General features: G+C 60.7%; 27 protein-coding genes. 13 read left to right on the top strand and 14 right to left on the bottom strand.

Annotated elements, in window-relative coordinates; all coding sequences use genetic code 11:
* Positions 1 to 273: 273 nt before the first annotated feature.
* The 9 genes from M2401_RS23510 (at position 274) to M2401_RS23470 (ending at position 9,504) form a co-directional block, all read left to right on the top strand.
* Entirely contained in the window at positions 274 to 1,074 is an 801-nt protein-coding gene (locus M2401_RS23510) for a helix-turn-helix transcriptional regulator (protein WP_259106276.1), read from the top strand.
* Positions 1,075 to 1,185: 111 nt separating this feature from the next.
* Positions 1,186 to 1,866 carry a GntR family transcriptional regulator gene (locus tag M2401_RS23505; protein WP_259106274.1) on the top strand — a complete coding sequence of 227 codons (681 nt, stop codon included), beginning with the start codon at positions 1,186 to 1,188 and terminating at the stop codon, positions 1,864 to 1,866.
* A 79-nt stretch (positions 1,867 to 1,945) separates the two neighbouring features.
* The gene (locus tag M2401_RS23500; RefSeq protein WP_259106272.1) at positions 1,946 to 2,680 is read left to right on the top strand and encodes an SDR family NAD(P)-dependent oxidoreductase; all 735 of its coding nucleotides are present in this window, start codon (positions 1,946 to 1,948) and stop codon (positions 2,678 to 2,680) included.
* A complete protein-coding gene (locus M2401_RS23495; RefSeq protein ID WP_259106270.1) occupies positions 2,673 to 3,737 on the top strand; it encodes a phosphotransferase in 1,065 nt (354 codons plus the stop codon). The genes M2401_RS23500 and M2401_RS23495 overlap by 8 nt, the downstream gene beginning before the upstream one ends.
* Positions 3,734 to 4,999 carry an aspartate aminotransferase family protein gene (locus M2401_RS23490; protein WP_259106268.1) on the top strand — a complete coding sequence of 422 codons (1,266 nt, stop codon included), beginning with the start codon at positions 3,734 to 3,736 and terminating at the stop codon, positions 4,997 to 4,999. Before M2401_RS23495 ends, M2401_RS23490 begins: the two co-directional genes overlap by 4 nt.
* A gap of 204 nt (positions 5,000 to 5,203) precedes the next feature.
* A complete protein-coding gene (locus tag M2401_RS23485) occupies positions 5,204 to 6,304 on the top strand; it encodes an ABC transporter ATP-binding protein (RefSeq protein ID WP_259106266.1) in 1,101 nt (366 codons plus the stop codon).
* A 43-nt stretch (positions 6,305 to 6,347) separates the two neighbouring features.
* Positions 6,348 to 7,376: an ABC transporter substrate-binding protein gene (locus M2401_RS23480; protein WP_259106257.1), complete on the top strand. Its 1,029-nt coding sequence runs from the start codon at positions 6,348 to 6,350 to the stop codon at positions 7,374 to 7,376.
* A 67-nt stretch (positions 7,377 to 7,443) separates the two neighbouring features.
* On the top strand, positions 7,444 to 8,691 hold the full coding sequence (locus tag M2401_RS23475; protein WP_259106255.1) for an ABC transporter permease: 1,248 nt from the start codon (positions 7,444 to 7,446) through the stop codon (positions 8,689 to 8,691).
* A gap of 9 nt (positions 8,692 to 8,700) precedes the next feature.
* A complete protein-coding gene (locus M2401_RS23470; protein WP_409033969.1) occupies positions 8,701 to 9,504 on the top strand; it encodes an ABC transporter permease in 804 nt (267 codons plus the stop codon).
* 124 nt (positions 9,505 to 9,628) lie between these two features.
* Here M2401_RS23470 and M2401_RS23465 read toward each other — a convergent pair whose 3' ends face one another.
* From M2401_RS23465 to M2401_RS23435, 7 genes are all read right to left on the bottom strand, one after another.
* Positions 9,629 to 10,639 carry a LacI family DNA-binding transcriptional regulator gene (locus tag M2401_RS23465; RefSeq protein WP_259106253.1) on the bottom strand — a complete coding sequence of 337 codons (1,011 nt, stop codon included), beginning with the start codon at positions 10,637 to 10,639 and terminating at the stop codon, positions 9,629 to 9,631.
* Positions 10,640 to 10,740: 101 nt separating this feature from the next.
* A complete protein-coding gene (locus tag M2401_RS23460) occupies positions 10,741 to 11,478 on the bottom strand; it encodes an SDR family oxidoreductase (protein ID WP_259106252.1) in 738 nt (245 codons plus the stop codon).
* Positions 11,479 to 11,496: 18 nt separating this feature from the next.
* Positions 11,497 to 13,029: an FGGY-family carbohydrate kinase gene (locus M2401_RS23455; protein ID WP_259106250.1), complete on the bottom strand. Its 1,533-nt coding sequence runs from the start codon at positions 13,027 to 13,029 to the stop codon at positions 11,497 to 11,499.
* A gap of 14 nt (positions 13,030 to 13,043) precedes the next feature.
* Positions 13,044 to 14,129, bottom strand: a complete 1,086-nt coding sequence (locus tag M2401_RS23450) for an alcohol dehydrogenase catalytic domain-containing protein (protein ID WP_259106248.1) — start codon at positions 14,127 to 14,129, stop codon at positions 13,044 to 13,046.
* Positions 14,130 to 14,210: 81 nt separating this feature from the next.
* The gene (locus M2401_RS23445) at positions 14,211 to 15,203 is read right to left on the bottom strand and encodes an ABC transporter permease (RefSeq protein ID WP_259106246.1); all 993 of its coding nucleotides are present in this window, start codon (positions 15,201 to 15,203) and stop codon (positions 14,211 to 14,213) included.
* Complete coding sequence (locus M2401_RS23440; protein ID WP_259106244.1) at positions 15,169 to 16,674, bottom strand: sugar ABC transporter ATP-binding protein; 1,506 nt, start codon at positions 16,672 to 16,674, stop codon at positions 15,169 to 15,171. The genes M2401_RS23445 and M2401_RS23440 overlap by 35 nt, the downstream gene beginning before the upstream one ends.
* Before the next feature lie 73 nt (positions 16,675 to 16,747).
* Positions 16,748 to 17,674, bottom strand: a complete 927-nt coding sequence (locus tag M2401_RS23435; RefSeq protein ID WP_259106242.1) for a substrate-binding domain-containing protein — start codon at positions 17,672 to 17,674, stop codon at positions 16,748 to 16,750.
* Here M2401_RS23435 and M2401_RS23430 point away from each other — a divergent pair.
* Together M2401_RS23430 and M2401_RS23425 are read left to right on the top strand one after the other, a co-directional pair.
* Positions 17,673 to 17,861, top strand: a complete 189-nt coding sequence (locus M2401_RS23430; protein ID WP_259106240.1) for a hypothetical protein — start codon at positions 17,673 to 17,675, stop codon at positions 17,859 to 17,861. The genes M2401_RS23435 and M2401_RS23430 overlap by 2 nt on opposite strands.
* A 205-nt stretch (positions 17,862 to 18,066) precedes the next feature.
* Complete coding sequence (locus M2401_RS23425) at positions 18,067 to 18,354, top strand: hypothetical protein (RefSeq protein ID WP_259106238.1); 288 nt, start codon at positions 18,067 to 18,069, stop codon at positions 18,352 to 18,354.
* A gap of 52 nt (positions 18,355 to 18,406) precedes the next feature.
* On the opposite strand, the gene M2401_RS23420 is transcribed toward M2401_RS23425, so the two are convergent.
* The gene (locus M2401_RS23420) at positions 18,407 to 18,847 is read right to left on the bottom strand and encodes a rhodanese-like domain-containing protein (RefSeq protein ID WP_259106236.1); all 441 of its coding nucleotides are present in this window, start codon (positions 18,845 to 18,847) and stop codon (positions 18,407 to 18,409) included.
* 96 nt (positions 18,848 to 18,943) lie between these two features.
* Between M2401_RS23420 and ftrA the strand changes: the two genes are divergently transcribed.
* The gene (ftrA, locus tag M2401_RS23415) at positions 18,944 to 19,912 is read left to right on the top strand and encodes a transcriptional regulator FtrA (protein ID WP_259106234.1); all 969 of its coding nucleotides are present in this window, start codon (positions 18,944 to 18,946) and stop codon (positions 19,910 to 19,912) included.
* Between the two features lie 15 nt (positions 19,913 to 19,927).
* Here ftrA and M2401_RS23410 read toward each other — a convergent pair whose 3' ends face one another.
* From M2401_RS23410 to rutA, 6 genes are all read right to left on the bottom strand, one after another.
* Complete coding sequence (locus tag M2401_RS23410) at positions 19,928 to 21,238, bottom strand: solute carrier family 23 protein (protein WP_259106232.1); 1,311 nt, start codon at positions 21,236 to 21,238, stop codon at positions 19,928 to 19,930.
* A 58-nt stretch (positions 21,239 to 21,296) separates the two neighbouring features.
* Positions 21,297 to 21,824 carry an NADH-dependent FMN reductase RutF gene (rutF, locus tag M2401_RS23405; RefSeq protein ID WP_259106230.1) on the bottom strand — a complete coding sequence of 176 codons (528 nt, stop codon included), beginning with the start codon at positions 21,822 to 21,824 and terminating at the stop codon, positions 21,297 to 21,299.
* Between the two features lie 15 nt (positions 21,825 to 21,839).
* Positions 21,840 to 22,613 carry a pyrimidine utilization protein D gene (gene rutD / locus M2401_RS23400; RefSeq protein ID WP_409033974.1) on the bottom strand — a complete coding sequence of 258 codons (774 nt, stop codon included), beginning with the start codon at positions 22,611 to 22,613 and terminating at the stop codon, positions 21,840 to 21,842.
* A gap of 8 nt (positions 22,614 to 22,621) precedes the next feature.
* Complete coding sequence (gene rutC, locus M2401_RS23395) at positions 22,622 to 23,014, bottom strand: pyrimidine utilization protein C (RefSeq protein ID WP_259106218.1); 393 nt, start codon at positions 23,012 to 23,014, stop codon at positions 22,622 to 22,624.
* A 118-nt stretch (positions 23,015 to 23,132) separates the two neighbouring features.
* Complete coding sequence (gene rutB, locus M2401_RS23390) at positions 23,133 to 23,894, bottom strand: pyrimidine utilization protein B (protein WP_259106217.1); 762 nt, start codon at positions 23,892 to 23,894, stop codon at positions 23,133 to 23,135.
* Entirely contained in the window at positions 23,894 to 25,015 is a 1,122-nt protein-coding gene (rutA, locus tag M2401_RS23385; RefSeq protein WP_259106215.1) for a pyrimidine utilization protein A, read from the bottom strand. The genes rutB and rutA overlap by 1 nt, the downstream gene beginning before the upstream one ends.
* Before the next feature lie 515 nt (positions 25,016 to 25,530).
* Here rutA and rutR point away from each other — a divergent pair.
* Positions 25,531 to 26,163: an HTH-type transcriptional regulator RutR gene (gene rutR, locus M2401_RS23380; RefSeq protein WP_259106298.1), complete on the top strand. Its 633-nt coding sequence runs from the start codon at positions 25,531 to 25,533 to the stop codon at positions 26,161 to 26,163.
* The last annotated feature ends 11 nt before the right edge of the window (positions 26,164 to 26,174 follow it).

Here is a 26,174-nt window from a genome sequence, read left to right as displayed (position 1 = left end):
ACGCTTGTTGGTTCGAGTTGGCGCTCATTCAACTGTTCGGGCTTTGGGGCCAGAGTGGAAGGGTGAATGGCAGCTAGGCTCCTACCCGTGCTCTAGGGCACGTCGGCTTATCAGCTTGCCATTCACCCCTCTCACCTATGACTTTAACTCTTCTTGCAGACACAAGCGGCTTTAGCCGCGAGCACGCCCTCCCGGCTAAAGCCGGTCCTACAGGGGTTGCAGATTCAATTCATGGCAAGGACACGACAAGATCTGTTGAGTAAGATAACGCTTATGACTCGCCAAACCCGACTACCTCCACAGCCCCCCAGCGAACCGGTACGCCGCGCCGAGGCCGGGCCGTGGGTGATCGAGTTATTGCCCGGCGCGCCCTACGAGGCTCGCTATATCGCCAGCCAGGCCGCCATCGGCTTTGCCTTCGACAGCCAGCGCGGCGTGCATGCCATTGGCAGCGACCGCATTCGCCCCTTCGATGCCACGCCCAATGGCCTGGCCTTTGTGCCCATGGGCTGCGACGTGTTTTCCGCATCGAGCCAGGGCGGTGAATACCTGCGCCTGATACGCACCGACAGCGCAACGCTGAGTGGTGGTCAGCCGTTCAATAACCGCATCGACCCCCTGGCCATGCTCCTGGCGCAACGCATGCGTGCAGCCCTGTTACGTCCTTCGGCAACGGATGACTGGCAGGATTGGGCCCTGGCACTGGCCGCTCGGGCAAACGCAGATCGGCTGTCCGCCGCGTCCCCCCTCGGCACCCTGACCGGCAAACGCCTGCGCCTGCTCGACGAATTTATCGATGCCGGATTGGGCGAGCCGTTGAGCGTGCAGGACATGGCGCAGTTGCTGGACCTGTCCGAAGGCTTTTTCACCCGGGCCTGCAAACAGACCTTGGGTAAAAGCCCCCACAGCTACCTGATCGACCGCCGCCTGGAGCGTGCCCGTGACCTGCTGCGCGATCCGGCGCGCAGCCTGAGCGATATCGCCCTGGCCTGTGGTTTTGCCAGTCAGGCGCATATGGCGACCGTGTTCAAGCAGCGGTTGGGCGTGAGTCCCAGTGAATTGCGCAGGACCTAGACCAAGGCTTAGACCCAAAACATCACGCACTTTTTCCCGATCTTCGCCAAAGCCGCCAATGCATCATGTTGTATAGTCACCGGCAAAACGGCTCCATGCACTCGGTGATCCATGTCCTACCCCCTCGATGCCATTACCCACACCTACCTGGGCAGCAATGTCTATGCGCAATTGCGCAATGCGCTGATCACCGGCGGGCTCAAGCCCGATGATCGCCTGCGTATTCGGGAATTGGCCGCGCAACTGGGCACCAGTGTCACGCCGGTGCGGGACGCTATCCTGCAACTGGCCAAGGAAAAGGCCCTGGTGCTGAAGACGCCCAAGGACATCCGGGTACCGGTGCTCGACAGCGCCGCCTACCTGGAAATCCGCACCCTGCGCCTGAATCTGGAAGGCCTGGGCGCAGAAACAGCCGCGCGGGTCGCCACCTCTGCCGATCTCAAGCGCATCGAGACCAATATCCAGCTCAACCTGCAGGCCATCGATCAGCATGACTTGCCATTGGCCCTGCGCCTGAACAGTGAATTCCACTTCCTGATCGCCGAAGCCGCGCGCATGCCGCTGCTGCGCGGCTATCTGGACAGCCTGTGGATGCGCGCCGGGCCGTTGATCGCCCAGGCCTATGCGCATTTCTCGCTAACCATGGCCATTGAGCACCATCAGGAAATCCTCGATGCCCTGCGGCAGAAGGATGCGCCAGCGGCCAAACATGCCATTCAGACCGATATCCTCGACGGCAATCAGAAAATGCTGGAGTTTATCGCCGTGAGCCAGGAAACCCTCACCGAGTAACCGATTGGCGGTTGGCCTATTGACAGGCTCGCCGCTAAAAAACATGATGCATCAAACTTCAAAACAATGGAGATCGATCATGGGCGACAAGAAAAAGCTGTTACTGACCGGCGCCAGCCGGGGCATCGGTCATGCCACCGTCAAGCATTTCAACGCGGCGGGCTGGGAAGTCTTTACCGCCTCGCGGCAGAACTGGGTCGCCGAATGCCCCTGGGCCGAGGGTCTGCTCAACCATATCCACCTGGATCTGGAAGATATCGACAGCGTCAGCGACAGCATGGCGGCGATCAAGGACAAGCTGGGCGGCCGTCTCGATGCCTTGGTGAACAATGCCGGTATCTCCCCCAAAGGCGCAAATGGCAGCCGCATGGGCGTACTGGAAAGCGACTACGCCACCTGGATCAAGGTGTTCAACGTCAATCTGTTCTCCACCGCACTGTTGGCCCGAGGCCTGTTCGAGGAACTGAAAGCCGCCAAGGGCAGCATCATCAATGTCACCTCCATTGCCGGGTCCAAGGTGCATCCTTTCGCCGGGGTCGCCTACTCCACCTCCAAGGCCGCCCTCTCCGCCCTGACCCGGGAAATGGCCTACGACTTCGGCCCCCATGGCGTACGGGTCAATGCCATTGCCCCGGGCGAGATCGACACCTCGATCCTGTCCCCCGGCACCGCCGACATCGTCGAGCGCTCGGTGCCCATGCATCGTCTCGGCAAGCCCGAGGAAGTGGCCTCGCTGGTCTATTTCCTGTGCACCAGTGGCGCCTCGTATGTGAACGGCGCGGAGATCCATGTCAACGGTGGGCAGCATGTCTGAGACTGCATTGGCCGCTGTCAGTTGCGCCGAGCTGATGACCACGCAGGCGCCGACTATCGATCACCTCAAGGCCCTGGACATTGCCCGGCAAACCTATGGCCTGGAAGGCACGCTGAAGCTGCTCAATGGCGAGCGCGATGCGAATTTCCTGGTGCGTACAGCCAGTGAAGCCTTCGTGCTGAAATTCATAAACCCCGCCGAAGACCCCAGCGTCATCAGCTTCCAGACCCAGGCGCTGTTGCATATCGAGCGTCACGGCGCGCACTTGCCGGTGCCGCGGATGCTGGCGGCGCGCAGCGGCGAATTCGAACCCAGGGTCGTGGTGCAGGGCCAGAATCTGACCCTGCGCACCGTCACCTATCTCGACGGTATCTCGCAAAATCTCGGTACACCGAGCGTGGCCCTGATGCACGAACTAGGCAGCACCCTGGCGCAAGTGAACCTGGCGCTGAAAGACTTCCATCACCCCGCTGCCCAGCGCGACCTGCTGTGGGATGTCGGCCATGCCGAGCGGGTCAGGCCCTATATGCACTGTCTGGATGCCGAGCAATTGCCCTTGGTATCGGCCTTGCTGGACCACCACGAACAGCAGGTGAAACCGCAACTGGCCAGATTGCGCGCCCAGGTGATCCACAATGATCTCAACCCCCATAACGTCATGCTCGATTGCGAGACCGGCAGCCGGGTCGCGGCGATCATCGACTTTGGCGATGCCCTGCATGCGCCGCTGATCAACGAGCTGGGCACGGCGCTGTCCTATCAGGTCGACGCTGATGCCAGTGATCCGCTGTGGCTGATCAAGGCCTTCGTTGCCGCCTATAACGCCCGCATCCCGCTACAAACCGAGGAATTGGCGGTGCTCGGCGACCTGATCACCTTGCGTATGGCCATGGCCATTACCATCGCCCAGTGGCGTGCCAGCCTGTACCCGGAAAACCGCGACTATGTGTTGCGCAACCTGAGTACCACCTGGCGCAACCTGCAATGCCTGACCGCCATGCCCGCTGGCATGCTCACCGACAGCCTGATCAACGCCTGCACGCCGGAGGCTTTATGAGTTCGCCCACCGCCGCTGAGTTGCTCGCCCGCCGCCAACAGGCCCTGGGCGCCAGCTATCGCCTGTTCTATGAAGAACCCTTCGCGCCGGTGCGTGGCGAGGGTGTCTGGCTCTACGACAAGGACAACACGCCGTACCTCGATGCCTATAACAATGTCGCCTCCATCGGTCATTGCCACCCGGCTGTGGTGCGCGCCATCGCCGAACAGAGCGCCCAGCTCAATACCCACACCCGCTACCTGCATCCATCCATCGTCGACTACGCCGAAGATTTGCTCAGCGAATTCCCCGAGCAATTGAACAACCTGACCATGACCTGCACCGGCAGCGAGGCCAATGACCTGGCCCTGCGCATCGCCCGCTGCCATAGCGGTGGCACCGGTATTCTGGTGACCCGCTGGGCCTATCACGGCGTGACCAGCGCCCTGGCCGAGGTCTCGCCGTCCCTGGCCACCGGCCTGCCGACAGCGGCCCATGTGCGATTGGTGGACGCACCGGATTCCTATCGCAAGGAAAACGACTTCGTCGCCAGCGTAAAGGCTGCTTTGGCCGACATGCAGGCCCAGGGCATCAAGCCTGCGGCGCTACTGGTGGACAGTATTTTCTCCAGCGACGGCGTGTTCAGCCCGGCCACTGGCGAACTGGCCGCCGCTGCGCAATGCGTGCGCGAGGCCGGCGGCCTGTATATCGCCGATGAAGTGCAACCGGGCTTCGGTCGCACTGGCGGGCAGCGCTGGGGCTTTCAGCGCGATGTGGTGACACCGGACCTGGTCACTCTGGGCAAACCCATGGGCAACGGTCATCCAGTGGCGGGTGTGGTCGGCCGTTCAGCATTGTTCGATCAGTTCGGCCGTCAGCAACGTTACTTCAATACCTACGGCGGCAACCCGGTGTCGTGCCAGGCCGCGCAGGCAGTGCTCAACGTATTGCGCGAGCAGGACCTGCAAGGCAATGCCCGCGACGTCGGTGCTTATCTGCGCCAGGGCCTGCTGGAACTATCCGAGCGTCATGAGCTTATTGGCGACGTTCGCGGCGAAGGGCTGTTTATTGGCGTCGAGCTGGTTACCGATCGCCACACCCAGGCACCGGCGACCCAGGCCGCAGCCGCCGTGGTCAACGGCATGCGCCAACGCCAGGTACTGATCAGCGCCACCGGCCCCAAGGCCAATATCCTCAAGATCCGCCCGCCCCTGGTATTTGCCCGGGAACACGCCGATCTGCTGCTCGAACGCCTGGACGCCACCCTGCTCGCGCTGCGCTGAGCCTCCCGGCGTCCTCAACTCCCCGCTCTGGGGCATTGCATCCTCGATTCAAACGCTACGGCACAGCCCTGGTGCGCCAAGGCTTGCGCCCGCCCCCGAAGCCGCCGTAACCCGGCGGTTCGAGTTGGCTGGCACAAAATCTGCTTTCAATAAAAACATGATGCATCATATTTTAATGCAGACTGCATAAGTGGAGGGTTTGAGATGACCAGTAACGATGCCGCCGCCTTCGTCCGTTTCAAAGGCGTGGAAAAAAGTTACGACGGCCTGAAAACAGTGGTCAAACACCTCGACCTGGACGTGGCCCGGGGCGAATTTCTGACCCTTCTCGGCCCGTCCGGCTCCGGCAAGACCACCAGCCTGATGATGCTGGCAGGCTTCGAGACCCCGACCGAGGGGCAAATTTTTCTCGAAGGCAAGGCCATCGAAAGTGTTCCGGCGCACAAGCGCGGGATCGGCATGGTGTTCCAGAACTACGCGCTGTTCCCGCACATGACTGTGGCCGAGAACATGGCCTTCCCTCTGCAGGTGCGCGGCTTGAAGCGCCATGACATCGAAGACAAGGTGCTCAAGGCCCTTGATATGGTGCGCCTGAGTGCCCTGGCCAATCGCTATCCGAGTCAGCTGTCCGGCGGCCAGCAGCAACGCATCGCCCTGGCCCGTGCCTTGGTGTTCGAGCCCAAGCTGGTGCTGATGGACGAACCCCTCGGCGCCCTGGACAAGCAGTTGCGCGAGCAGATGCAACTGGAAATCCGCCGCCTGCATCGCGAGCTCGGCCTGACTGTGGTGTTCGTCACTCACGATCAGGCGGAAGCCCTGACCCTGTCCGACCGCGTGGCGATCTTCAACGACGGCGTCATCCAGCAAGTCGACACCCCGCAAGCCCTGTACGAGCGCCCGGCCAATACCTTCGTCGCCACCTTCATGGGCGATACCAACGTACTGCCGGGAGTCCTGGGCAGATTCACTGCCGACCGCTGCCAGGTGCGCCTCGACCAGGGCGAGGAACTGTTTGCCCGCAGCACTCCCGGTCTTGTCAGTGGCAGCCGCACCACTCTGTCGATCCGCTCCGAGCGGGTGATCCTCGACGGTGATGGCCGCTATGACAGTCACCTGGCCGGGCGCATCGAAGAATGCATTTATCTGGGCGACCACGTACGCATCCGCCTCGACGTTGCCGGCAACCGCGACTTCAACGTCAAGGTGCCCATCGCCCAGATGCAACCGGACTGGCGCGAGGGCCACAGCCTTCGCGTCTGTTGGCACAGCGCTGACGCTTCGGCGCTGGACGCCCTGCCTGCTTGAACCGACTTCCCACCCCAACGTTAATGACTTCAGGATACTTGCCATGCTCAAGCGTTTTGCTGCACTGACCGTTCTGGCTGCCGTTGCTGGCCAGGTGAACGCGCAATCACTGACCGTCGTGTCGTTCGGCGGCCTGAACAAAGAGGCCCAGGACAAAGCCTTCTACCAACCGTTTGCCGCCACCGGCAAAGGTACGGTGCAGGCCGGGGAATATAACGGGGAGATGGCCAAAATCCGCGCCATGGTCGAGACCAGACAAGTGGGCTGGGACGTGGTGGAGGTGGAAAGCCCGGACCTGGTGCGCGGCTGCGCCGAAGGCCTGTTCGAACCCCTGGACTGGAGCAAGCTGGGCGACGCCAACAAGTTCGTCAAAGGCGCGGTCAACGAGTGCGGCGCGGGGATTTTCCTCTGGTCGACCAACCTGACCTACAACAGCGACAAGCTCAAGACCGCCCCCAAAGGCTGGGAATCGTTCTGGGACACCAAGACCTATCCCGGCAAACGCGGCCTGCGCAAAAGCGCCAAGTTCACCCTGGAAATTGCCCTGTTGGCCGATGGCGTGAAACCGGCTGAGCTGTACCAGGTACTGGGCACCCCCGAAGGCGTCGACCGGGCCTTCAAGAAACTCGACAAGATCAAGAGCGATATCCAATGGTGGGAAGCCGGTGCGCAGCCCCTGCAATGGCTGGTGGCAGGCGATGTGGTGATGACCTCGGCCTATAACGGCCGGGTCTCCGCCGCCCAGGCCGAAGGCCATCCGTTCAAGATGGTGTGGAACGAGAGCATGTATGACATCGACAGCTGGGCCATCGTCAAGGGTTCGCCGAACAAGGCCCTGGGCGAGCAATTCATTGCCTTTGCCAACGAGGCGCAGCACCAGAAAGTCTTCGCGGAAAATATCCCGTACGGCCCGACCAACAAGGACACCCTGCCCCTGATCGACGCCAAGACCCGTGAACAACTGCCCACCGCGCCCGCCAACCTTGAGCGCGCGTTGCAGGTGAACACCGACTTCTGGATCGACCACGGCGAAGAGCTCGAACAGCGTTTCAACGCCTGGGCAGCGCGCTGATCCATCGGCGCCTGCATCCACGGCCCGGGCGCATAGCGTGCGGGCCGGTTGTCATAAGGAGAATCCCATGTCCGAAGCCCTGTCCCTGCAAGCGCAGACGCCGGCCAGCCAGAGCCAGCGCCTGCGTCGGCAATTGCAGCTGACCCAGCGCAGCTACAAGCGCCGCTCGCTGTTGTTGATCCTGCCGCTGCTGGCGCTGCTGCTGTTTGGTTTTCTCACGCCCATCGGTTCACTGCTGACCAAGAGCGTGGAAAACCCGGAAGTCGCCAACGCCTTGCCCAAGACCCTGGCACTGCTGGAACAGTGGGATGGCCAGGCGCTGCCGGGTGAGTCGGTGTTCAGTGCCCTGGGTGAGGACTTGCGCAGCGCCCGTGGCAATGGCCAGCTGTTCGCCCTCAATCGGCGCCTGGGTTATGAAACCGGCAGCTTGCGCAGCCTGTCCACGGCGGTGCTGAGCCGGTTACCTGCCAGCGGCGAACCGGTACGTGAACGCCTGAGCAAAGGCGTTCCGGCCCTGGCTGACATCAAGACCTGGGCCACCCTCAAGCAACTGGGCCAGCCCTACACCAGTTTCTACTGGCTGGCGGCCTTCGACCTCAAGCTGGACAACGGCCAGGTCAAGGCCGTCGAACCAGATAAAGCCCTGTATATCGATGTGCTCAAGCGCTCGCTGCTGATCGCCGGGCTGGTCACCCTGCTCTGCGTGGTGCTCGGCTACCCCCTGGCCTACTGGCTGTCCCGTCAGCCGCCACGGCGGGCCAACCTGTTGCTGATCTTCGTACTGCTGCCGTTCTGGACCTCGCTGATCGTGCGCACCGCCAGCTGGATCGTGCTGCTGCAATCGGGCGGGCTGATCAATAACAGCCTGATCGACCTGGGCATTCTGGAAAAACCCCTGCAACTGGTGTTCAACCGCACCGGCGTGCTGATTTCCATGACCCATATTCTTCTGCCGTTCCTGATCCTGCCGCTGTATGCAGTGATGAAGGGCATTGATTCGCGCTATGAGCGGGCTGCCATTTCCCTCGGCGCCCACCCGCTTTATGCGTTTCGCCGGGTGTACCTGCCGCAGACCTACGCCGGAGTCACTGCGGGCGCGCTGTTGGTGTTCATCATGGCCATCGGGTACTACATCACCCCGGCCCTGCTGGGCGGGCCGGGGGACCAGATGATCAGTTACTTCGTCGCCTACTACACCAACACCACCATCAACTGGGGCATGGCCACCGCCCTGGGCAGCCAGCTGTTGATCATCGTGCTGTTGCTCTACTGGGTCTACGCGAAGGTTTCGCGCCCTGCCAACCAGACTGCCTGAGGAGCCGTCATGAAGCATGTCGAACCCCTGGAAATCCGCCTGCTGCGCCCACTGCTGAGTGTCTACAGTCTGGGGCTGCTGATGTTCCTGATCATCCCGATCCTGATCATCGTGCCGCTGTCGTTCAACGAAGGCTCATTCCTCAGTTATCCGTTGAGCGGCCTGTCACTGCGCTGGTATCGCGAGTTCTTCAGTTCCGGCGACTGGATGCAGGCGCTGGGCAACAGCCTGAAGATCGCCCCGGCCGCGACGATATTGGCCACGGTTTTGGGCACCCTGGCGTCGGTCGGCCTGTCCCGGGGGGAATTCCGTGGCAAGGCACTGATCATGGCGATCCTGATTTCGCCCATGGTCGCGCCGGTGGTGATCGTCGCGGTGGGCCTGTATTTCTTCTTTGCCAGTTGGGGGCTGCTCAACAGCTACCTGGGACTGGTCATCGCCCATGCCGTGCTCGGCGTGCCTTTCGTGGTGATTACCGTCAATGCGACGCTGCAGGGCTACGATCGCAACTTCAGCCGAGCCGCCGCGAGCCTGGGCGCCACGCCCTGGTACGGATTTCGCCGGGTGACCCTGCCGCTGATTGCACCGGGGGTGCTGAGCGGCGCGCTGTTCGCCTTCGCCACCTCATTCGATGAAGTGGTGGTCACCCTGTTCCTCGCCAGCCCGTCGCAACGCACCCTGCCGATGCAGATGTTTGCCGGCATCAAGGAAAACCTCAACCCGACCATCGCCGCCGCCGCGACCATGATGGTGCTTGGGGCGTTGCTGCTGTTGCTGGCGATGGAGGCGTTGCGGCGCAGGAATGAGCGTTAAAGCGTATCGCAAACACGTGTGGGAGCCGGCTTGCTGGCGATAGCATCAGATCAGTCACCGCCGCTCTTGCGAGCGCTTCGCACTCGATCGCCAGCAAGTCGGCTCCCACAAAATCAACTGCCCTTCAACCGCTGCTCTGCTCCAGCTCCCCCGGAATCACCACTTTGTCCATAGTCCTGAGCGGGTCTTGCAGGCGTTCCAGCAGCAGTTGCACCGCCCGGCGTCCGGCTTCGGTGGCGTCGTGGGCGATGCAGGCGATGGGCACGCCGAAGATATCGGCGAACGGCAGGCGGTCGATGCCGCAGATGGCGATGTCCTGGTGCGCAATGCCGTGGGCGCGCAGGGCCTTGAGCGCCCCCATGGTAATCAACTGGTTAAAGCCCATGATCGCGTCCGGCGGCGGCTGGTCCCGCAAGTAGGCCATGGCGCCGTCGTAAGCCGGATCGAGGGTGTAGTCGCCGGGATAGATATGCATCTGCAATCGGGGATGGGCATCGAATACCGCGCGCAGCCCCTTGAGCCGCTCTTCGGTGATCCGCGAATGGGCCGGGCCAGTCAGCACCAGCAGGCGCTGGATCGCCGGATTCTGCTGCAACAGGTACTGCGCAGCCTTGAAGCCGCTGTGGTAGTTGTCCAGCACCACACGGCTGAAGCTGCTGTCGTGGATGGTACGGTCGAGCAGCACCACCGGGGTCTTGCCGTTGGCCAGGCGCTCAAGATAAGCGGGCTGGTAGTCCGGCTCGTCCGAGACCGGTGACAGGATGATCCCCGCCACGCGATATCCCAACAGCGTATCCACCGCCTTGCTTTCCAGTTCCGGCAGTTTGTCGGTGTCCACCAGCATGATGGTGTAGCCGTGGCGCTTGGCCTCGCGGGAAATGGCCTTGATCATTTCGCTGTAGAACGGGTTGTCCACTGACGCGGTGATCAGGCCGATGATCTGGCTTTCGTTGCGCTTGAGGCTGCGGGCGAAGGCGTTGGGCACGTAATCAAGCTCACGGGCCACTTCGAGGATGCGCTCAAGGGTCGCAGGCTTGACCTGATGCGGGCTGCTGAAGGCGCGGGACACCGTGATCGTGGTCATGTTGACCCGCTTGGCGATGTCGCTGATGGTGACGTTTTTCTGCTTGCTCATCGAAACGCTTTGACTGCCTGGCATCGAGATCCAAAGGCAAAGGCTACCATGCCCGGGTCTCGATCGTTTACTGCAAAGCGCGCCAATACAGGCTCAATGGCTCAGCGCGCGGTATAGCCGCCATCGACCGGCAGGCTGACGCCGCTGATCATGCTCGCGGCGTTGCTGAGCAAAAACAGCACAGGCCCGGCCACTTCCGAGGACTCGGCGAAACGCTCCAGGGGAATGGCCGCCAACGCCGGATCGCGCTTGGCGGGTGCCGCCCAGGCTTCGGCGGCCATGGGCGTCAGGGTGACCGTAGGGTTGACGCTATTGACGCGAATGCCATGACGGCCCCACTCGGCACATTGCACCCGGGTCATGGCGTCCAGTGCGGCTTTGGACGCGCAGTAGGCCAGATGGTCATCCAGGGCCACCAGCGAAGCCTGGCTCGATACATTGACGATACTGCCCTGCACGCCCCCGGCGATCATCGCCGCCGCGACCCGACTGGCCACCAGGGCGGCGGCCCGGGCATTGACCGCCATAACCCGGTCGAAGCCTTCGGCACTGATGGCGCTGGCCGCTTCAAGTACCGAAACGCCCGCACAGTTAACCAGCCCATGCAGCACCGGCAGCTCACTCAGAACCTGCTCCAGCGCCGCACTCTCAGCCACATCCACCGCCAGCACCTGGGCGCCATCGGCATGCAGCTGCTGCAGCACCTTGCGGTTGCGGCCCAAGGCGTAAACCTGGGCGCCGCTGGTCATCAGTTGCAGGGCGATTTCCAGGCCGATGCCACTGCTGGCGCCGGTCACCAGAATGCGCTGCCCGCTGAAATCAAAATTGATCCCGTTCATTGCATCGATCTCCGTGACTCAGGCCTGTTGCAGGCTGTGCATGATGGGTTTGAGGGCCGGATACAGGCGCAGGTAATCGACAAAGGCGCGGTCATAGGCAGCCACGCTGCTGGCGACCGGCTCTGCGCGCCGCTCCAGTTCGACCCAGCCCTGATCCATCTGTTGGTCATCCACCAGACCGACGCCATGGGCGGCGAGCAAGGCGGCACCCAGCGCCGCTTCCACTTCCTGAACGATGGTGTAGACCGGCAAGCGGGTGATGTCGGCGATGATCTGCATCCACAGGTCAGAATGGCTGGCGCCCCCGACCACGATCAGCCGCGGATCGAGGGAGTGGGCGCCACGAGTACCGGCCTCGATATTGTGGCGCAGGGCAAAACTCACTCCTTCGAGTACGGCGCGGTACAGGTGAAAGCGGCTATGGAACAGGTTGAGGCCTACAAAGCTGCCACTGGCGCGGTCGTCCCACACCGGGCTGCGCTCGCCCATCAGGTAGGGCAGGAACAGCACCCCTTCACTGCCTGGCGCAATTTTCGCCGCCTGCTGCTCGAGCAGCCACAGGCTGCTATCCAGGCCGTCCCTGGCCTGCAACTCCTCGGCCTGACAGAACTGTTCACGGAACCAACTGACCGACGCCCCGGCGGTAATGGTGCCGCCGAAGATATACAGGTCCTTATGACCGTTATAAACATGGGGCATGCTAACCAGACCATGGCGCGCATCGACCTGCTGGTTGAGATAGCCCCAGCACATGCTGGTACCGATCATGGCTACATGATTGCCCGGTTGGGTGACGCCGGCAGCCAGGGTCGCCATGGCCGCATCGACTCCTCCGGCCAGAATCGGCATGCCCACCGGCAGGCCCAAACGCTCGGCCCACTCCGGCAACAGGCCACCGACCACTTCGCCGGAATACAGCAGACGCTCGGGCATCAATGCCGGATCAATACCAAGCGCTTCAAGCATTTCCACCGACCAGCAGCGCCCGACCACATCGTAGACACCGCCGATATTGCCCGCCGAGCTATGGTCCACCGCCAGCTCACCGGTCAGGCGATAGTTGATGTAGCTGTTGGGCGGCAGCAGGTAGCGCGTGCGACTCCAGACATCCGGTTGGTGCTGCTTGAGCCAGAGCATCTTGGTGAAGCCGTAGTAGCTGTCCACGGAGTTGCCGGTGACGGCGTACAGCCGCTCCAGGTCGACATTGTCCCGCACCCACTGCACTTGCTCCCCGGCGCGTCGATCCATCCAGATCAGGCACGGGTGCAGCGGTTGCAGGTCGGCATCCACCGCAATACCCGAACCGCCGTACAGGCTGCTGATACACAGCGCCTTGATCTGTTCCCTGGCCACGTCCGCCTTCTGCAGGCAGCCGACCACACAGGCTTCGACTGCCTCCAGCCAGACCTGAGGCCATTGCTCGGCCCAGCGCACCTTGGGCGTATCGACCCGATAACCCTGGCTGTGCTGGGCGATGATCCGACCTTGCCCATCGACCAACAGCGCCTTGGTACTTTGCGTACCGATATCCACGCCAATCACATAGTTCATGACCGCTCCCCGCATCACTGAGCCGGCTTCAACAGCACCTTGATCGACTTCACCGAGTTGGCCAGGGCAAAGGCTTCTTCCCAGTCGTCGAGGGAGAAGTCGTGGGTGACGATGCCTTTGGAAGTGATCAGGCCGCGCTCGAACAGGTCGATGGCCACCGGGTAGCAGTACGGCCCGAGGTGCGCGCCACGTACGTCCAATTCTTTGCGGTCACCGATGATCGACCAGTCGGCGCTTGTTTCGGCGCCGAACACGCTGAATTCGACGAAACGACCAAGCTTGCGGATCAGCTCCAGACCCTGGGTGACGCCTGCGGGCACGCCGGTGGTTTCGATGTACACGTCGCAGCCGTAGTTATCGGTGAGGCCGTTGATAATGGCGCGGGCGTCGTCACGGGACGGATTGATCACCACGTCGGCGCCGAACTTTTTCGCCAGCTCCAGGCGCTCGTCGACCATGTCGATGACCACCAGTTTTTTCGGAGTTTTCAGTGCCGCGACCTGGACCATGCACAGGCCCAGGGTACCGGCACCGGCAATCACCAACACATCGTCGAGCTGGATATCACCGCGATTGACCGTGTGGATAGCGCAGGACATGGGTTCGATCAGGGCTGAATCCTCAAGGGACACCGACTCGGGGATCTTGTGCACGATGGCGGTCTTGGGGATGCGCATGTACTGGGCCATGCCGCCTTCGGCGACTTCACGCTGGAAGCCGAAGATATTGTGCACTTCGCACATCCAGTACTTGCCGGACTTGCAGAAACGACACTTGCCACACGGCACGATCTGCTCGGCGATGACCTTGTCACCGAACTTCACGTCGAACAGTTCCTCGGCGCCCTCGCCCACCTCGGCCACATAGCCAAAGAACTCATGGCCCGGCACCACCGGCGCCTTGACCCAGGGATTGTCGCCGCCCCAGAACATCGCCGCGCCCGAGTGGCACTTGCAGTCGCTGGCGCAGATACCGCAGGCAGCGATACGGATCACCAGTTCATTGGGCCGCGCCTTGGGCTTGCCGATGCGCTCCAGGCGGTAGTCTTTGGGGCCGTGGCAGACAACGGCTTGCATCTGGTCTTGGGTATTTTTGTCCATGATCTTCAACCTTTTTCGAGCATGAGTTGGCCCGTCACGGCGCCGGGGCGCCATGGGGGCAATGACAGGGGGGTTAACGGCTTATTTGTGTCGTTGGCGGCTGATAAAAATCGCCAGCAAAATGATCCCGCCCTTGATGACGCTCTGCACATAGGGCGATACGCCGAGCATGTTCAGACCGTTGTTGAGTACGCCGAGCAGCATCGCCCCGACCAGGGTGCCGAGGATCACCCCACGGCCACCGGCAATCGACGCACCACCCAGAACCACGGCGGCAATGGCGTCCAGTTCGAAAGACACCCCGGCATTGGGCTGGCCGCTCATCAAGCGTGAACTCAGCACCAGCCCGGCGATGGCAGCGGTCAAACCACTGATGCCATACACCAGCAGCTTGAACCTCGGCGCACGCACGCCGGACAGGCGCACCGCCTCTTCATTGCCGCCAATCGCATAGATATAGCGGCCGATGCGCGTGTGTTGCAGCAGCACATAAGCAATCAGGTAAGTCAGCAGCATGATCAGAATCGGCACCTGCACGCCAAACAGGCTTTCGCGGCCGAAAAAGCCGAACCACTCCGGCAGCCCGGAGATCGGGTAACCGTCGGTGTACATCAGGCCCAGGCCGCGAGCGATGCCCATGGTTGCCAGGGTGACGATGATCGGCGGCATTTGCAGGTAGGCGACGAACACGCCGTTACCGATGCCGAACGCCACGCCCGTGACGATCCCGGCGCCAATCGCCAGGCCCGGCGGCACACCGGCGACCATCAACCCAGCCGTGAGAGTGCCGGACAAGGCCATGACCGGCCCCACCGACAGATCGATGCCGCCAGTCAGAATCACGCAGGTCATGCCAACGGCAATGATTGCGTTGATCGACACCTGGCGAGCGATGTTTTCCAGGTTCGCCGAGGTGAGGAACTTGTCACTGGCGAAGATCATGAACAGCGTCACCACCAGCAGCCCGACGAAGGGAAAGAACGCCGGCGAACGGGTCAGGCGCGCCAGATTGAAGCTCAGCTTGGCTGGCATGAGGGTATTAATGGAGGTATTCATTGTGGCTCCCGGTGGCATGACGCATGACTTCCTGCGGGTTGACGGCGCTGGCTTCCAGCACCTTGACGATGGCGCCCTTGTTGAACACCGCGACGCGGTCGCACATGCCGATGATTTCCGGCAGCTCCGAGGAAATCATGATGATTGCGTAGCCCTGTTCGGTGAGGGCGCGCATCAGCGCGTAGATCTCGGCCTTGGCGCCGACATCGATGCCCCGGGTCGGCTCGTCGAAGATCAGGATCTTGCAGTTGTGATTGATCCAGCGCGCGATCACCACCTTCTGCTGGTTGCCGCCACTGAGGTTGAACACCCGGCTTTCACCGCTCGGCGCTTTGATAGACAGCTGTTTCATCAAGGCTTCGGTGGTGCTGCTCTCGCGGCCATGGTCGATCAGGTGGTAGTGCTCGTACTTGCCGAGGTTATTCAGGGAAATGTTTTCGCGAATGCTGAAATCGGTGATCAGCCCTTCGCTCTTGCGGCTCTCCGGCAGCAGGCCGATGCCTTGCGCCAGAGCCTGGGCCGGGTCACGCAGAGCGACGCTATGGCCGCGCAGGTGCACGTCCTTGCTCACCGACGGCATGGCGCCGATCACCGCGAGGGCCAGTTCCGTGCGACCGGACCCGACCAGCCCGGCAAAGCCGAGGATTTCGCCCTGATGCAGGTCGAAATGGTTGTGCGGGCCGTTGCGGATCAACTGGATATCCTTGACCTCAAGCAACAGCGGGCCGCGGGCCTGTTGGGTCTTGGGCGGAAAACTGGCTTCCAGACGGCGCCCGACCATCATCTCCACCAGACGGTCGATATCGCTGTCGGCCACATCGGTAACGCCGACATTGCTACCGTCACGCAGCACGCTGATGCGGTCGCAGACCTGGAAGATTTCTTCCAGGTGATGAGAAATGAAAATCACCGCCACACCCTGGCGCTTGAGCTCGCGCATGATGTCGAACAACAGCTCGGCCTCGGTGGGCGTCAGGGTCGCGGTGGGTTCGTCGAGCACCAGCAGGCGCGCGTCCAGGGCCAGGGCCTTGGCGATTTCGACGAACTGTTGTTCAGCCACGCTCAGGTGCCGGACCGAACTTTGCAGATCAATGCTGACGCCCAGACGCAGGAACAGCGCGGCGGCCTTGTCGTGCATTTCGCGCTTGCGCAGCAGGCCCAGGCCGTTGACCAGTTCGTGGCCGAGAAAGATGTTTTCTACAGCATTGAGATAGGGAATCAGGCTGAATTCCTGAAACACGATACCGATGCCGGCGGCGATGGCATCGTGATAAGTGGCGAATTTCTGCGCCTGCCCGTCGATCAGGATCTGCCCTTGATCCTGATGCTCGACCCCCACGAGGATTTTCATCAGGGTCGACTTGCCCGCGCCATTCTCGCCAAGCAAGGCGTGAATTTCGCCGCGCTGCACTTCCAGGTCGATGCCCTTGAGCGCCTGCACGCCGGGGTAGGACTTACAGATATTTTCCAGCTTCAAAAGACTGTTCATGCTGCCAACCTCATCCATCGATTGATTCACACCAATGACTGCGCCCGGCCAGATGCGCCGGACGCAGGGGCATTTACCAACTGAAGTCTTTGGCCTTGGCCTGGTCGATCAGAGCGATGTCCACCGGAATGGTGGCAGGAACCTGGGAGCCCCACTTCTTGGCCAGGGCCAGGCCCAACGCCAGGCGGATCTGATCGCGCGGGTACTGGGCCGAGGTGGCGATGAACTTGCTGCCCGGCTTCTGAATGGCCTTGATCGCCTCCGGGGCGCCATCGACGCTGACCAGCTTGACGTCCAGGCCGCTGGCTTCGATGGCCGACAAGGCACCGAGGGAGCCGTTGTCATTCACACTGAACAACCCCTTGAGCCCTGGCTGGGCCTGAAGCATGTTCTCGGTGACGGTCAGGGCCTGGTCACGCTCCTGCTTGCCGTTCTGGATGCTGACAATCTTGATATCCGGGTGCTTGCCGATGGCCTCCTTGCAGCCGCGCACGCGCTCGAGAATCGGCACTACGGCGATGCCGTCGAGAATGCCGATATCACCCTTGTTGCCGATGTTCTTGGCCAGGTATTCGCAAGCCTGGAAGCCGGCGTCGAAGTTTTTCGAACCGACGAACGAATCCAGCGGCCCGTCAGCCTGGGCGTCCACTGCGACCACGACCACGCCTGCCGCATGAGCCGACTTGACCGCCGACTGCACGCCGACCGAATCGGTCGGGTTGATGATCAGGATGTCGATGCCCTTTTGCAGCATGTCTTCAATATCGCTGACCTGCTTGGACACGTCATGGTGGGCGTCGGTGATCTGCAACTGCGCGCCGATGCTGCCGCCGGCGTCCTGCAGGGCATTTTTCATGGTGACGAAATAGGGGTTATTGATTTCCTGAAAGGAAGCACCGATTCGCAGCGGTTTGGCCGGGGTGTCCGCATGAACGGCACCGGCAGTGACAAATCCAACACTTAGAGCCAACAAACACAGGGTTTTTGGAAGCGTTTTCATGGGGAGATTCTCTGTTGTTTTTATTGTTTTGGAGCAAAATGTTATCGATAACATTTTTAGCGAAGCTAACAAAGAATTCAGGCGCCCGCAAGCGCCGTTGAGCGAATTAATCGAAGGCAATGGCGGACAGAAACAACTGGCGTTTACCCCCCTGCGGCGCTGCCCATCCATCGTCTTTGTCACTTGAGCGCACAGATCCCCAGACTAGAGCGGCACAAACCACCCGTCGCCAGTACTGCAAGACTTCGTTCAATTCAATGTAAAAATAGCTGCTCACCGGACGTCGCCCTGAGCGAGCTGTCGTCCTGATTGAGGAATGATCCCGTTCTGATTAAACGTCATGAATGCAGTTGACCAGGAGCAAGCAGTTGGATCGCTACATGGAGCTCTAGATGTTCAACGAAAAATTCAAGTCTCTGACCGGACTCACCTGGGAAGAGGCGGCAACACAATGCAACCTGCTGTTGCTAGAAGCCAATAAACTGGATGAAGAAGCTTATCGTCTGCTGGCGGCCGACAGGCTGGATGCGGATCTGTGGACCCGCTTCAATGACACCAGGAAAGCCGCCGAGAGACGCCGCGCCGAGGCCAGAAGGGAGTGGCTGCGGGTGACCAGGATTTTAAACTCCCTTGATGCCAGAGCGGGAAGAGCGGCCTTCCATGGCAGGACGGTTCACTAACATCGCTTAAGTCTGTGCAGCCGTGAATCCCCAGGATTCGAGGCGCACAGACTTAGCAGGCACATGACACCTGATGGCCGCTGCCAGCCAGCGCATCCCCCTTCCCTTCCAGCGCCAGGCCTTCATCAAGCCAGCCGGTGACGCCACCAATCATCTCCTTTACCCCATAGCCAAGACCCGCCAGGCGTACTGCGGCGCGGTGCACGCCGTTGCAATGCGGCCCCGCGCAGTAAACGACGAACAACGTATCGAGGGGAAACTGCGCCATTCGCTCAGCCGTCATCTCCCGGGAAGGAATATTGATCGCGCCGGGAACATGTCCGCTCTCAAAGGCTGACTGGCTTCGGACGTCCACCAGCACATAGTCGATCTCACCCCGTTGCCGGCTGTAATGGACATCCGAGCAGTCGGTCTCGAATGCCAGCCTGCGGCTGAAATGCGCCAGGGCTTCGGACGGGGATGCAGCGCTGATTTCACTGATCAAACTGGGCATGGCGCTTTCTCGATAATGAAGAGGGAGGCCCATTGTAGGAATCGAGTTGCGGGCGCTACAGTGGCGCACAAGACAGTTACCGGTAGTTTTCCGCCAATGCATGACAATCCAGGATTAGTGGCCGTTCTGGCCTATGACGGGCTCTGTACCTTCGAATTCGGCATTGCTGTCGAGATCTTCGGACTGCCGCGCCCGGAATTCGATTTCCCTTGGTATTCCCACAGCATCGTCGCCGTGGATGAGGGCCCGATGCGCGCATCAGGGGGCATGGCGATATCAGCTGATGCCGGGCTGGCCGAACTGGTAAACGCCCGGACCATCGTCGTACCCGGCTGGCGCAACCGCCTTGAGGCCCCACCGCAAGCGCTGCTGACTGCGCTTCGATCAGCCCATGAGCGCGGCGCGCGGATTATCTCCATATGCTCCGGCGTGTTCGTGCTGGCCGCTGCCGGGCTGCTGGATGGCAAACGAGCCACCACTCATTGGCGCTACACCGAAGAGCTGCAGGCCCGCTTCCCGGCCATCGATGTGGATGCCGATGTGCTCTATGTCGATAACGGCCAGGTAATTACCTCGGCAGGCAGTGCGGCCGGGATCGACGCCTGCCTGCATCTGGTTTCCCGGGACTACGGCACCCATGTGGCCAATACCGTGGCCCGGCGTCTGGTCATGGCACCGCAACGTTCGGGGGGTCAGGCGCAGTTCATCCCGGCTCCGGTGGCGAGGACGCCGCGTGACGGGCTGGCTCAAGTACTGGAATGGGCTCGGCAGAACGCCGGGGTCGCCTTGACGGTAAAACAGCTGGCGGCGAAAGCGCTGATGAGCGAGCGGACCTTCCTTCGACGCTTTGTCGAAGCGACGGGCATGACGCCCAAAGCCTGGCTGCTGCAAGCGCGCATGTCCCTGGCCCGGGATCTTTTGGAAAGCACACAACTGAATGGCGAAGAGATCTCCGCGCGATGCGGCTTTACCTCATCCGAGAGTTTTCGCGTAGCGTTCCGCAAGGCGGCCGGCCTGCCGCCGACAGCCTATCGGGAACGCTTTGGCAGTAGCAGACAAACATAGGAGCCGTGGAAGCCGCTAGACCTTCTCGGCCGAAGCAGAACGAGCAGCCTGCCCTCTTCCCTTCAACAGTTGATTCAACAGAATCGCGCCAAAGGTCGCAGTGCCCAGGCCGTTAAGGGCGAAGCTACCGAAATGCAGAGTGAAGTCACCCGTCCCCAGAACCAGAGGAATCGCGGCCACCATCAGATTGCGGTTGTCGGAAAAATCGACCTTGTTATCGACCCAGATCTTGGCACCCGACACCGTGATCAAACCAAACACCACAATGGACACACCGCCCATCACCGGGACCGGAATGGCATGGATGATCGCGCCGAATTTAGGAGAAAAGCCCAGGACGATCGAGACCAGCGCCGCCACGACAAACATCGCGGTCGAATAGACCTTGGTGGCGGCCATGACACCGATGTTTTCCGCGTAAGTCGTCACGCCCGGACCACCGACGCTACCACTTACAGCAGTTGCGACACCGTCGCCGATAAAGGCACGGCCGATGGAGTCATCCAGGTTCTGCTTGGTAATCGCCGAAATTGCCTTGATATGCCCAAGGTTTTCCGCGATCAGAATTACCACCACCGGAATGATCAACATCGCCGCATTCAAGGTGAAGGTAGGCGACTGAAAGCCCGGCATGCCGAACCAGTCGGCATTGGCGATGGCGCTGAAATCCACCGGTTTGCCGAAACCCAGCACGTTGGTCAGGACCAGATAAATCAGGGTGGAGATGATCAAGCCTGCCAACAACAGCATGCGTTGCATCATGCCCTTGGAGTATACGGCGATCAGGGCCACGCAGACGAAGGTCAGCAACTGCATCCAGGATTCGAAGTTCGATGAAGCCATGGACTTGACCGGCACACTGGCCAGGTTCAGACCGATCACCGCCACCACCGTACCGGTTACCACCGGCGGCATGACGGTTTCGATCCAGGCGGTCCCGGCCATTTGCACGACCACGCCCACCACCACGTAGACCAGGCCACAGAGAATGATCCCGCCCAAGGCCACTGCGACATTCGGGTTGGCGCCACTGCCGGTATAAGCGGTGGCCGCAATGACCACGCCAATAAAGGCAAAACTGGAACCCAGGTAACTCGGTACTTTGCCTTTGGTGATCAAAAAGAAGATCAAAGTACCGATACCACTCATCAGTACCGCAACATTGGAGTCCATGCCCATGAGTAATGGAGCAAGCAGTGTCGCACCAAACATGGCAAAAACATGCTGGATACCCATGGCAATGGTCTGCGGCCAGGGCAATCGCTCGTCGGGGGCAACTACACCGCCCTCATCGGCCTTTACCCGCCAGGAAAATAGATTCTTCATAATGCGCTCACCCGATCAACTTGGAGGATCTCAAAAAAACAACTGGCCTACCCGGCACTTACAACTCGTGATACTGGCGGTTGAAATAGATAAGGCTTTGCGCCTGCTCACCGGTGGAGAGGGAGATTACTTCACAAATCAATACATCGTGAGTCCCAACTTCAGTGATCTGACTCAATCGGCAATCAAAAGACACGCTCGCGTCCTGCAGAATCGGCGAACCAGACGGCCCGCTAGACCATGAAGCCGAGGCAAAGCGCTCGTCCATGGCGGTCTTGCCGCCGAACAGGCTGGAGATGGCCTGATGCCCGGCGCCCAGCACATTCACACACAGCACCCCATTACGCTTGAAGGTCTCGTAAACCGACGCACTGCGGTTCAGGCACACCAGCAGGCTGGGTGGTTCATCGCTCACGCTGCACACGGCGGAGGCGGTAAAACCGGCGCGACCGCCAGGCCCGTCCGTGGTGATGATATTTACCGCAGCCCCCAATCGCGCCATTGCGTTGCGAAACTCGACCTTGTCAGGAACGCCCTGACTGCCAGCGCTGGGGTCGACCGTGGTAGCTACCGGGGATGTCTGCATGATGAATGACCGGATTCAGGAGTTTTTGACGAAGGACAGCAACGAATCGTTGAATTCGCCAGCCGCCGTAATGTTATGGGCATGGGCGCCATGCTCGACGCAATGCCAGTGCGCATCAGGCAAATGCCGAGCCAGCTGTTCGGAACAGGTCCAGGGCACCAGTACATCGTCCCGGGCCACTGAAATCAGCACCGGCACGCCGATCTCGACGAGCCGCGCGGTGACGTCGAAGCGGCGCAATGCAGCGATACGCGCACGCATGGTATCGGCACCGGGGAAATGCTCAAAGGCATGATCCACTTCCGCCTGGACCCGCTCGGCATTGGCCGCGCACCAACTGGCCGGATAGAGGAAAATCGGCTGGGCCTCGACATAGGCACGGGGGCCGGAGTCGGCCAGCAGGGTCAGACGGGCGTCGAAGCAGCGCGCGGAATGCGGGTTGGGCTCTGACCAGGCATTGATCAGGGTCAGGCTGCGCACACGCTCGGGGCAATCCAAAGCCAGCTGCAAGCCGACCAGGCCACCGAGGGCGTGGCCGACCAAATGGCAGTGGTCCGACTGCGTAGCATCGAGAATACGCCTGACGTCCTGGGCCATATGCTCAATGGCGTAGTCCCCAGGCAAAGCGCCGCGGCTGCGTCCCGTGCCGTGCTGGTCGTAGGCGATAACCCGGTAACCGGCCTCGACCAGCATGGGGATCTGCAGCGTCCAATAGTTTGCGGAGCCGCCAAGACCGGACGACAACAGCACCACTTCAGCGTCAGCGGGCCCATGAACCTCGGTATACAGATCCATCGTCAGAGTCCTTTGCCGATATGCGCCACGCTGGCGATTTCAATCAGCGCATCGGCTTTTACCAGGCCGCACTGAATGCAGTAACGCGCCGGCTTTTCACCGGGAAAATACTCGGCATAGACCGCGTTGATGGCAGCGTAGTCTTCCCAGTTCTTGAGGAAGACATGGTTGAACGTGACGTCGGCCATGGTCCCGCCCGCGCTCTCAATGACGCCCTTGATGATGTTCAGCACATGACGCGTCTGGGCCGCAGCATCGCCGACATGGACGACGTTATTGTCACTGTCGAAGGGCAAAGTGCCGGAGACATAGACGATGCCATCGGCGGTTGTGCCCGGAACAAATGGGCCGATTGGCGTGCCGGTACCGGCAGGAATAATGACTTTTTTAGGCATGGACAGTCCCTCGATTAAAAGTTGATGGTTGTAGGAGCTGCCGAAGGCTGCGGATGGGGCTATCCGATACATCGCTTTCGCAGCCTTCGGCAGCTCCTACAGGTGTTCTCATTCCAATTCAGCTCGATTGCAACATCTGAACAAAATCACCGACACTGGAAACCCAGCCGAAAAACGTCTCGATGTTGTACACGGCACCCGCCTGAATGGCGCCGCCACCCAGTTCATGGGTGGCGTCTTCTAGCATCACGCCGAAGTATTCGAGGTGGAAGGCATCGCGCAGGGTTGACTCGACGCAGACGTTGGTGGCAATCCCGGTGAAGACCAGATTGCGGATGCCCCGCGCCCGCAATGTACTGTCCAGCGAGCTGTTGAAGAAGCCGCTGTAGCGGGTCTTGGGCACCAGGATATCGCCGGGCTGCGGTTTCAATTCGGGAACAATCTCGTAGTCCCAACCGCCTTTGGCGAGGAACTTGCCTTGCAGCTCCGGGCATTTGCGCATGGTCTTCAGAGCGTTGGATTTGTAATAGTTCGGCGAAGCAGGCCCACCGGCTTCTACGTACTGGTCATCCCAGCCGTTTTGCAGATAGATCACCAGAACGCCCGCCGAACGTGCAGCCGCTATCGCCTGGCCGACCTTGGCAATCACACCTTGGGCACCGGAGATATCGAACCCGGCGCAATCGACATAGCCGCCGACCGAGGCATAGGCGTTCTGCATATCCACCACGATCAGCGCGGTATTGGATGGATGCAGGTAAAGCGGCTCCGGGCGCGCGGGCAGCACCAGTGGCGCCGCAGCGCCGACAACCGTGCTGATGCCGACCGGGACCGACGAGGAAAGGGTCTGGTTCTTCACGCCGTTCTTCACGCCAACCATCACACCGCCTCCGCGCTGACTGGGGCACTGCGCACCTGGGTTTGCACAGGGCTCATGGCGTCGATACGGCTTTTCATCAGCGGCTGGATACGTGTGCCGAAGTTCTCCACGCCCTCGACGAAGTTATCGAAGGTCAGCAACACTCCTTCAGTTCCCTCCACTTGCGCCACCTCATCGAGCATCCGGGCGACGCTGGCATAGGAGCCCACCAGGGTGCCCATATTGATATTCACCGCCGAAGTGGGGTCCGCCATCTGCCGCACATTGGTATCGGCGCCGGACTTCTTGTCTACGGCACCCTGCACGCCGAGCCAGGCAACAGCTTCTTCATCGACCCCCGCCTTGTAGTGATCCCATTTGGCTCGCGCGGCTTCATCAGTCTCATCGGCAATGACCATCATCAGCACGTAGGTACTGACCTCGCGGCCGGTCACCCGAGTGGCTTCGATCAATTTGTCGGCCGCCGGGGCGAAGGCCTTGGGTGTGTTGACGCCTTTGCCGAAGCAGAAGTTGTAATCGGCATATTTCGCGGAAAACTCCATGCCCGCATCGCTCTGCCCCGCACAGATAACCTTCATATCGGCCTGGGGCCGCGGGCTCAGACGGCAGTCATCCATCTGGAAATGCGCGCCCTTGAAATCGGACTGACCCTTGCCCCAGAGATCGCGCAGCACCTGAATATATTCGGACAGGTATTCGTAACGATTGCTGAAGAACTCATCGCCAGGCCACATGCCCATCTGCGAATACTCCGGGCGCTGCCAACCGGTAACCAGGTTGACGCCAAAACGGCCATTGGAAATCGAATCGATGGTCGACGCCATCCGCGCCACGATGGCGGGCGGCATGACCAGGGATGCAGCAGTAGCAAACAGTTTGATTCGACTGGTCACAGCAGCAAGACCGGCCATGAGCGTGAAGGACTCCAGGTTATGGTCCCAGAACTCGGTTTTGCCGCCAAAGCCACGCAGCTTGATCATGGACAGCACGAAATCCAGGCCGTAGTACTCTGACGACTGCGCGATCTGTTTATTCAATTCAAAGGTAGGTTGGTACTGAGGGGCATTTTCCGAAATCAACCAACCATTGTTGCCAATTGGGATAAAGACACCGACTTTCATAATCGTCACCGATTTGCGTCGGCAGCCACTACGGCTGCGCTCTTGGTCAAGGTGATTGCAGGCGTCGTGCCAAGTAGTTTTTATTGTTGTTAATCAGTGGGTTAAATAAACATGTGATTTCCGATCAGACCAAATGGTCCGATAAAGACCATTTGGTGAGTTTTCGCTGCACGAGACTGATGCAGGTGGAGCGTGGAAAGTGACATTTGAGGGCGTTTTTATTGATCGAGATCAACGTCTCTGCAAATTTAATTGAGGTCTTGTGGGAGTCGGCTTGCTGGCGATGGCGAAAGGTCGGTCACCGCAGCTATTGCAAGCGCTTCGCACTCGATCGCCACCAAGGCGGCTCCCACCAGAGCCCATTCTGTGAAGGTGCCTGATACACTGCCCCAATGATTCGACATACGGTCCGCGCTGTGAACAGTGAATCCCACCCTGCCGACAAGGCCCCGGCCAAGGCCAATAAAAAAGCCGCAAAGCCTGCCTCGAATGCCAAGCCCAAGGCCCCCCGAACCCTGAGCCCCAAGGCTGAAAGCCGCCGTCTGCTGCTGGTCGAGGGCAAGCGCAATGCGATCATTCAAGCGGCGTTACAGCTGTTTTCCCAGTTCGGCCTGCACGGCACCAGCCTGGACCAGGTCGCCAGTTCGGCAAACGTCTCCAAGACCAACCTGCTCTACTATTTCGCTGGCAAGGAAGACCTGTACGCCAACGTCATGCAGCACTTGCTGGATATCTGGCTTTCGCCCTTGCGCGGGTTCAATCCGCAGCAGGACCCTTTGCAAGCCATCGGCAGCTATATCCGGGTCAAGCTCGAGCTGTCACGGGATCATCCCGCGGAATCAAGGCTGTTCTGCATGGAAGTGATGCAGGGCGCGCCGCTGATCATGAATCAGTTGGAAGGCCCGCTGCGGGATCTGGTCGCCAATAAGGTGCAGGTCATTCAGGGCTGGATCGACGCGGGCAAGCTGGCACGAATAGACCCTTTGCATCTGATCTTTTCGCTGTGGAGCACCACACAGCACTACGCCGACTTCAGCACACAGGTCCGGGCAGTCAGCGGCAAGACCCTGGCAGATCCCGAGTTCTTCGAGGAAGTCCTGGCCAACCTGCAGACGCTGATACTCAGAGGCATTGAACCGAGGGCCTGATTGCGCAGGCA

This window comes from Pseudomonas sp. JUb42 (assembly GCF_024807945.1).
Taxonomy (GTDB): Bacteria; Pseudomonadota; Gammaproteobacteria; order Pseudomonadales; family Pseudomonadaceae; genus Aquipseudomonas.
The sequence above is the reverse complement of the archived record's forward strand: the minus strand, read 5'-3'. Positions and strand labels throughout refer to the sequence as shown.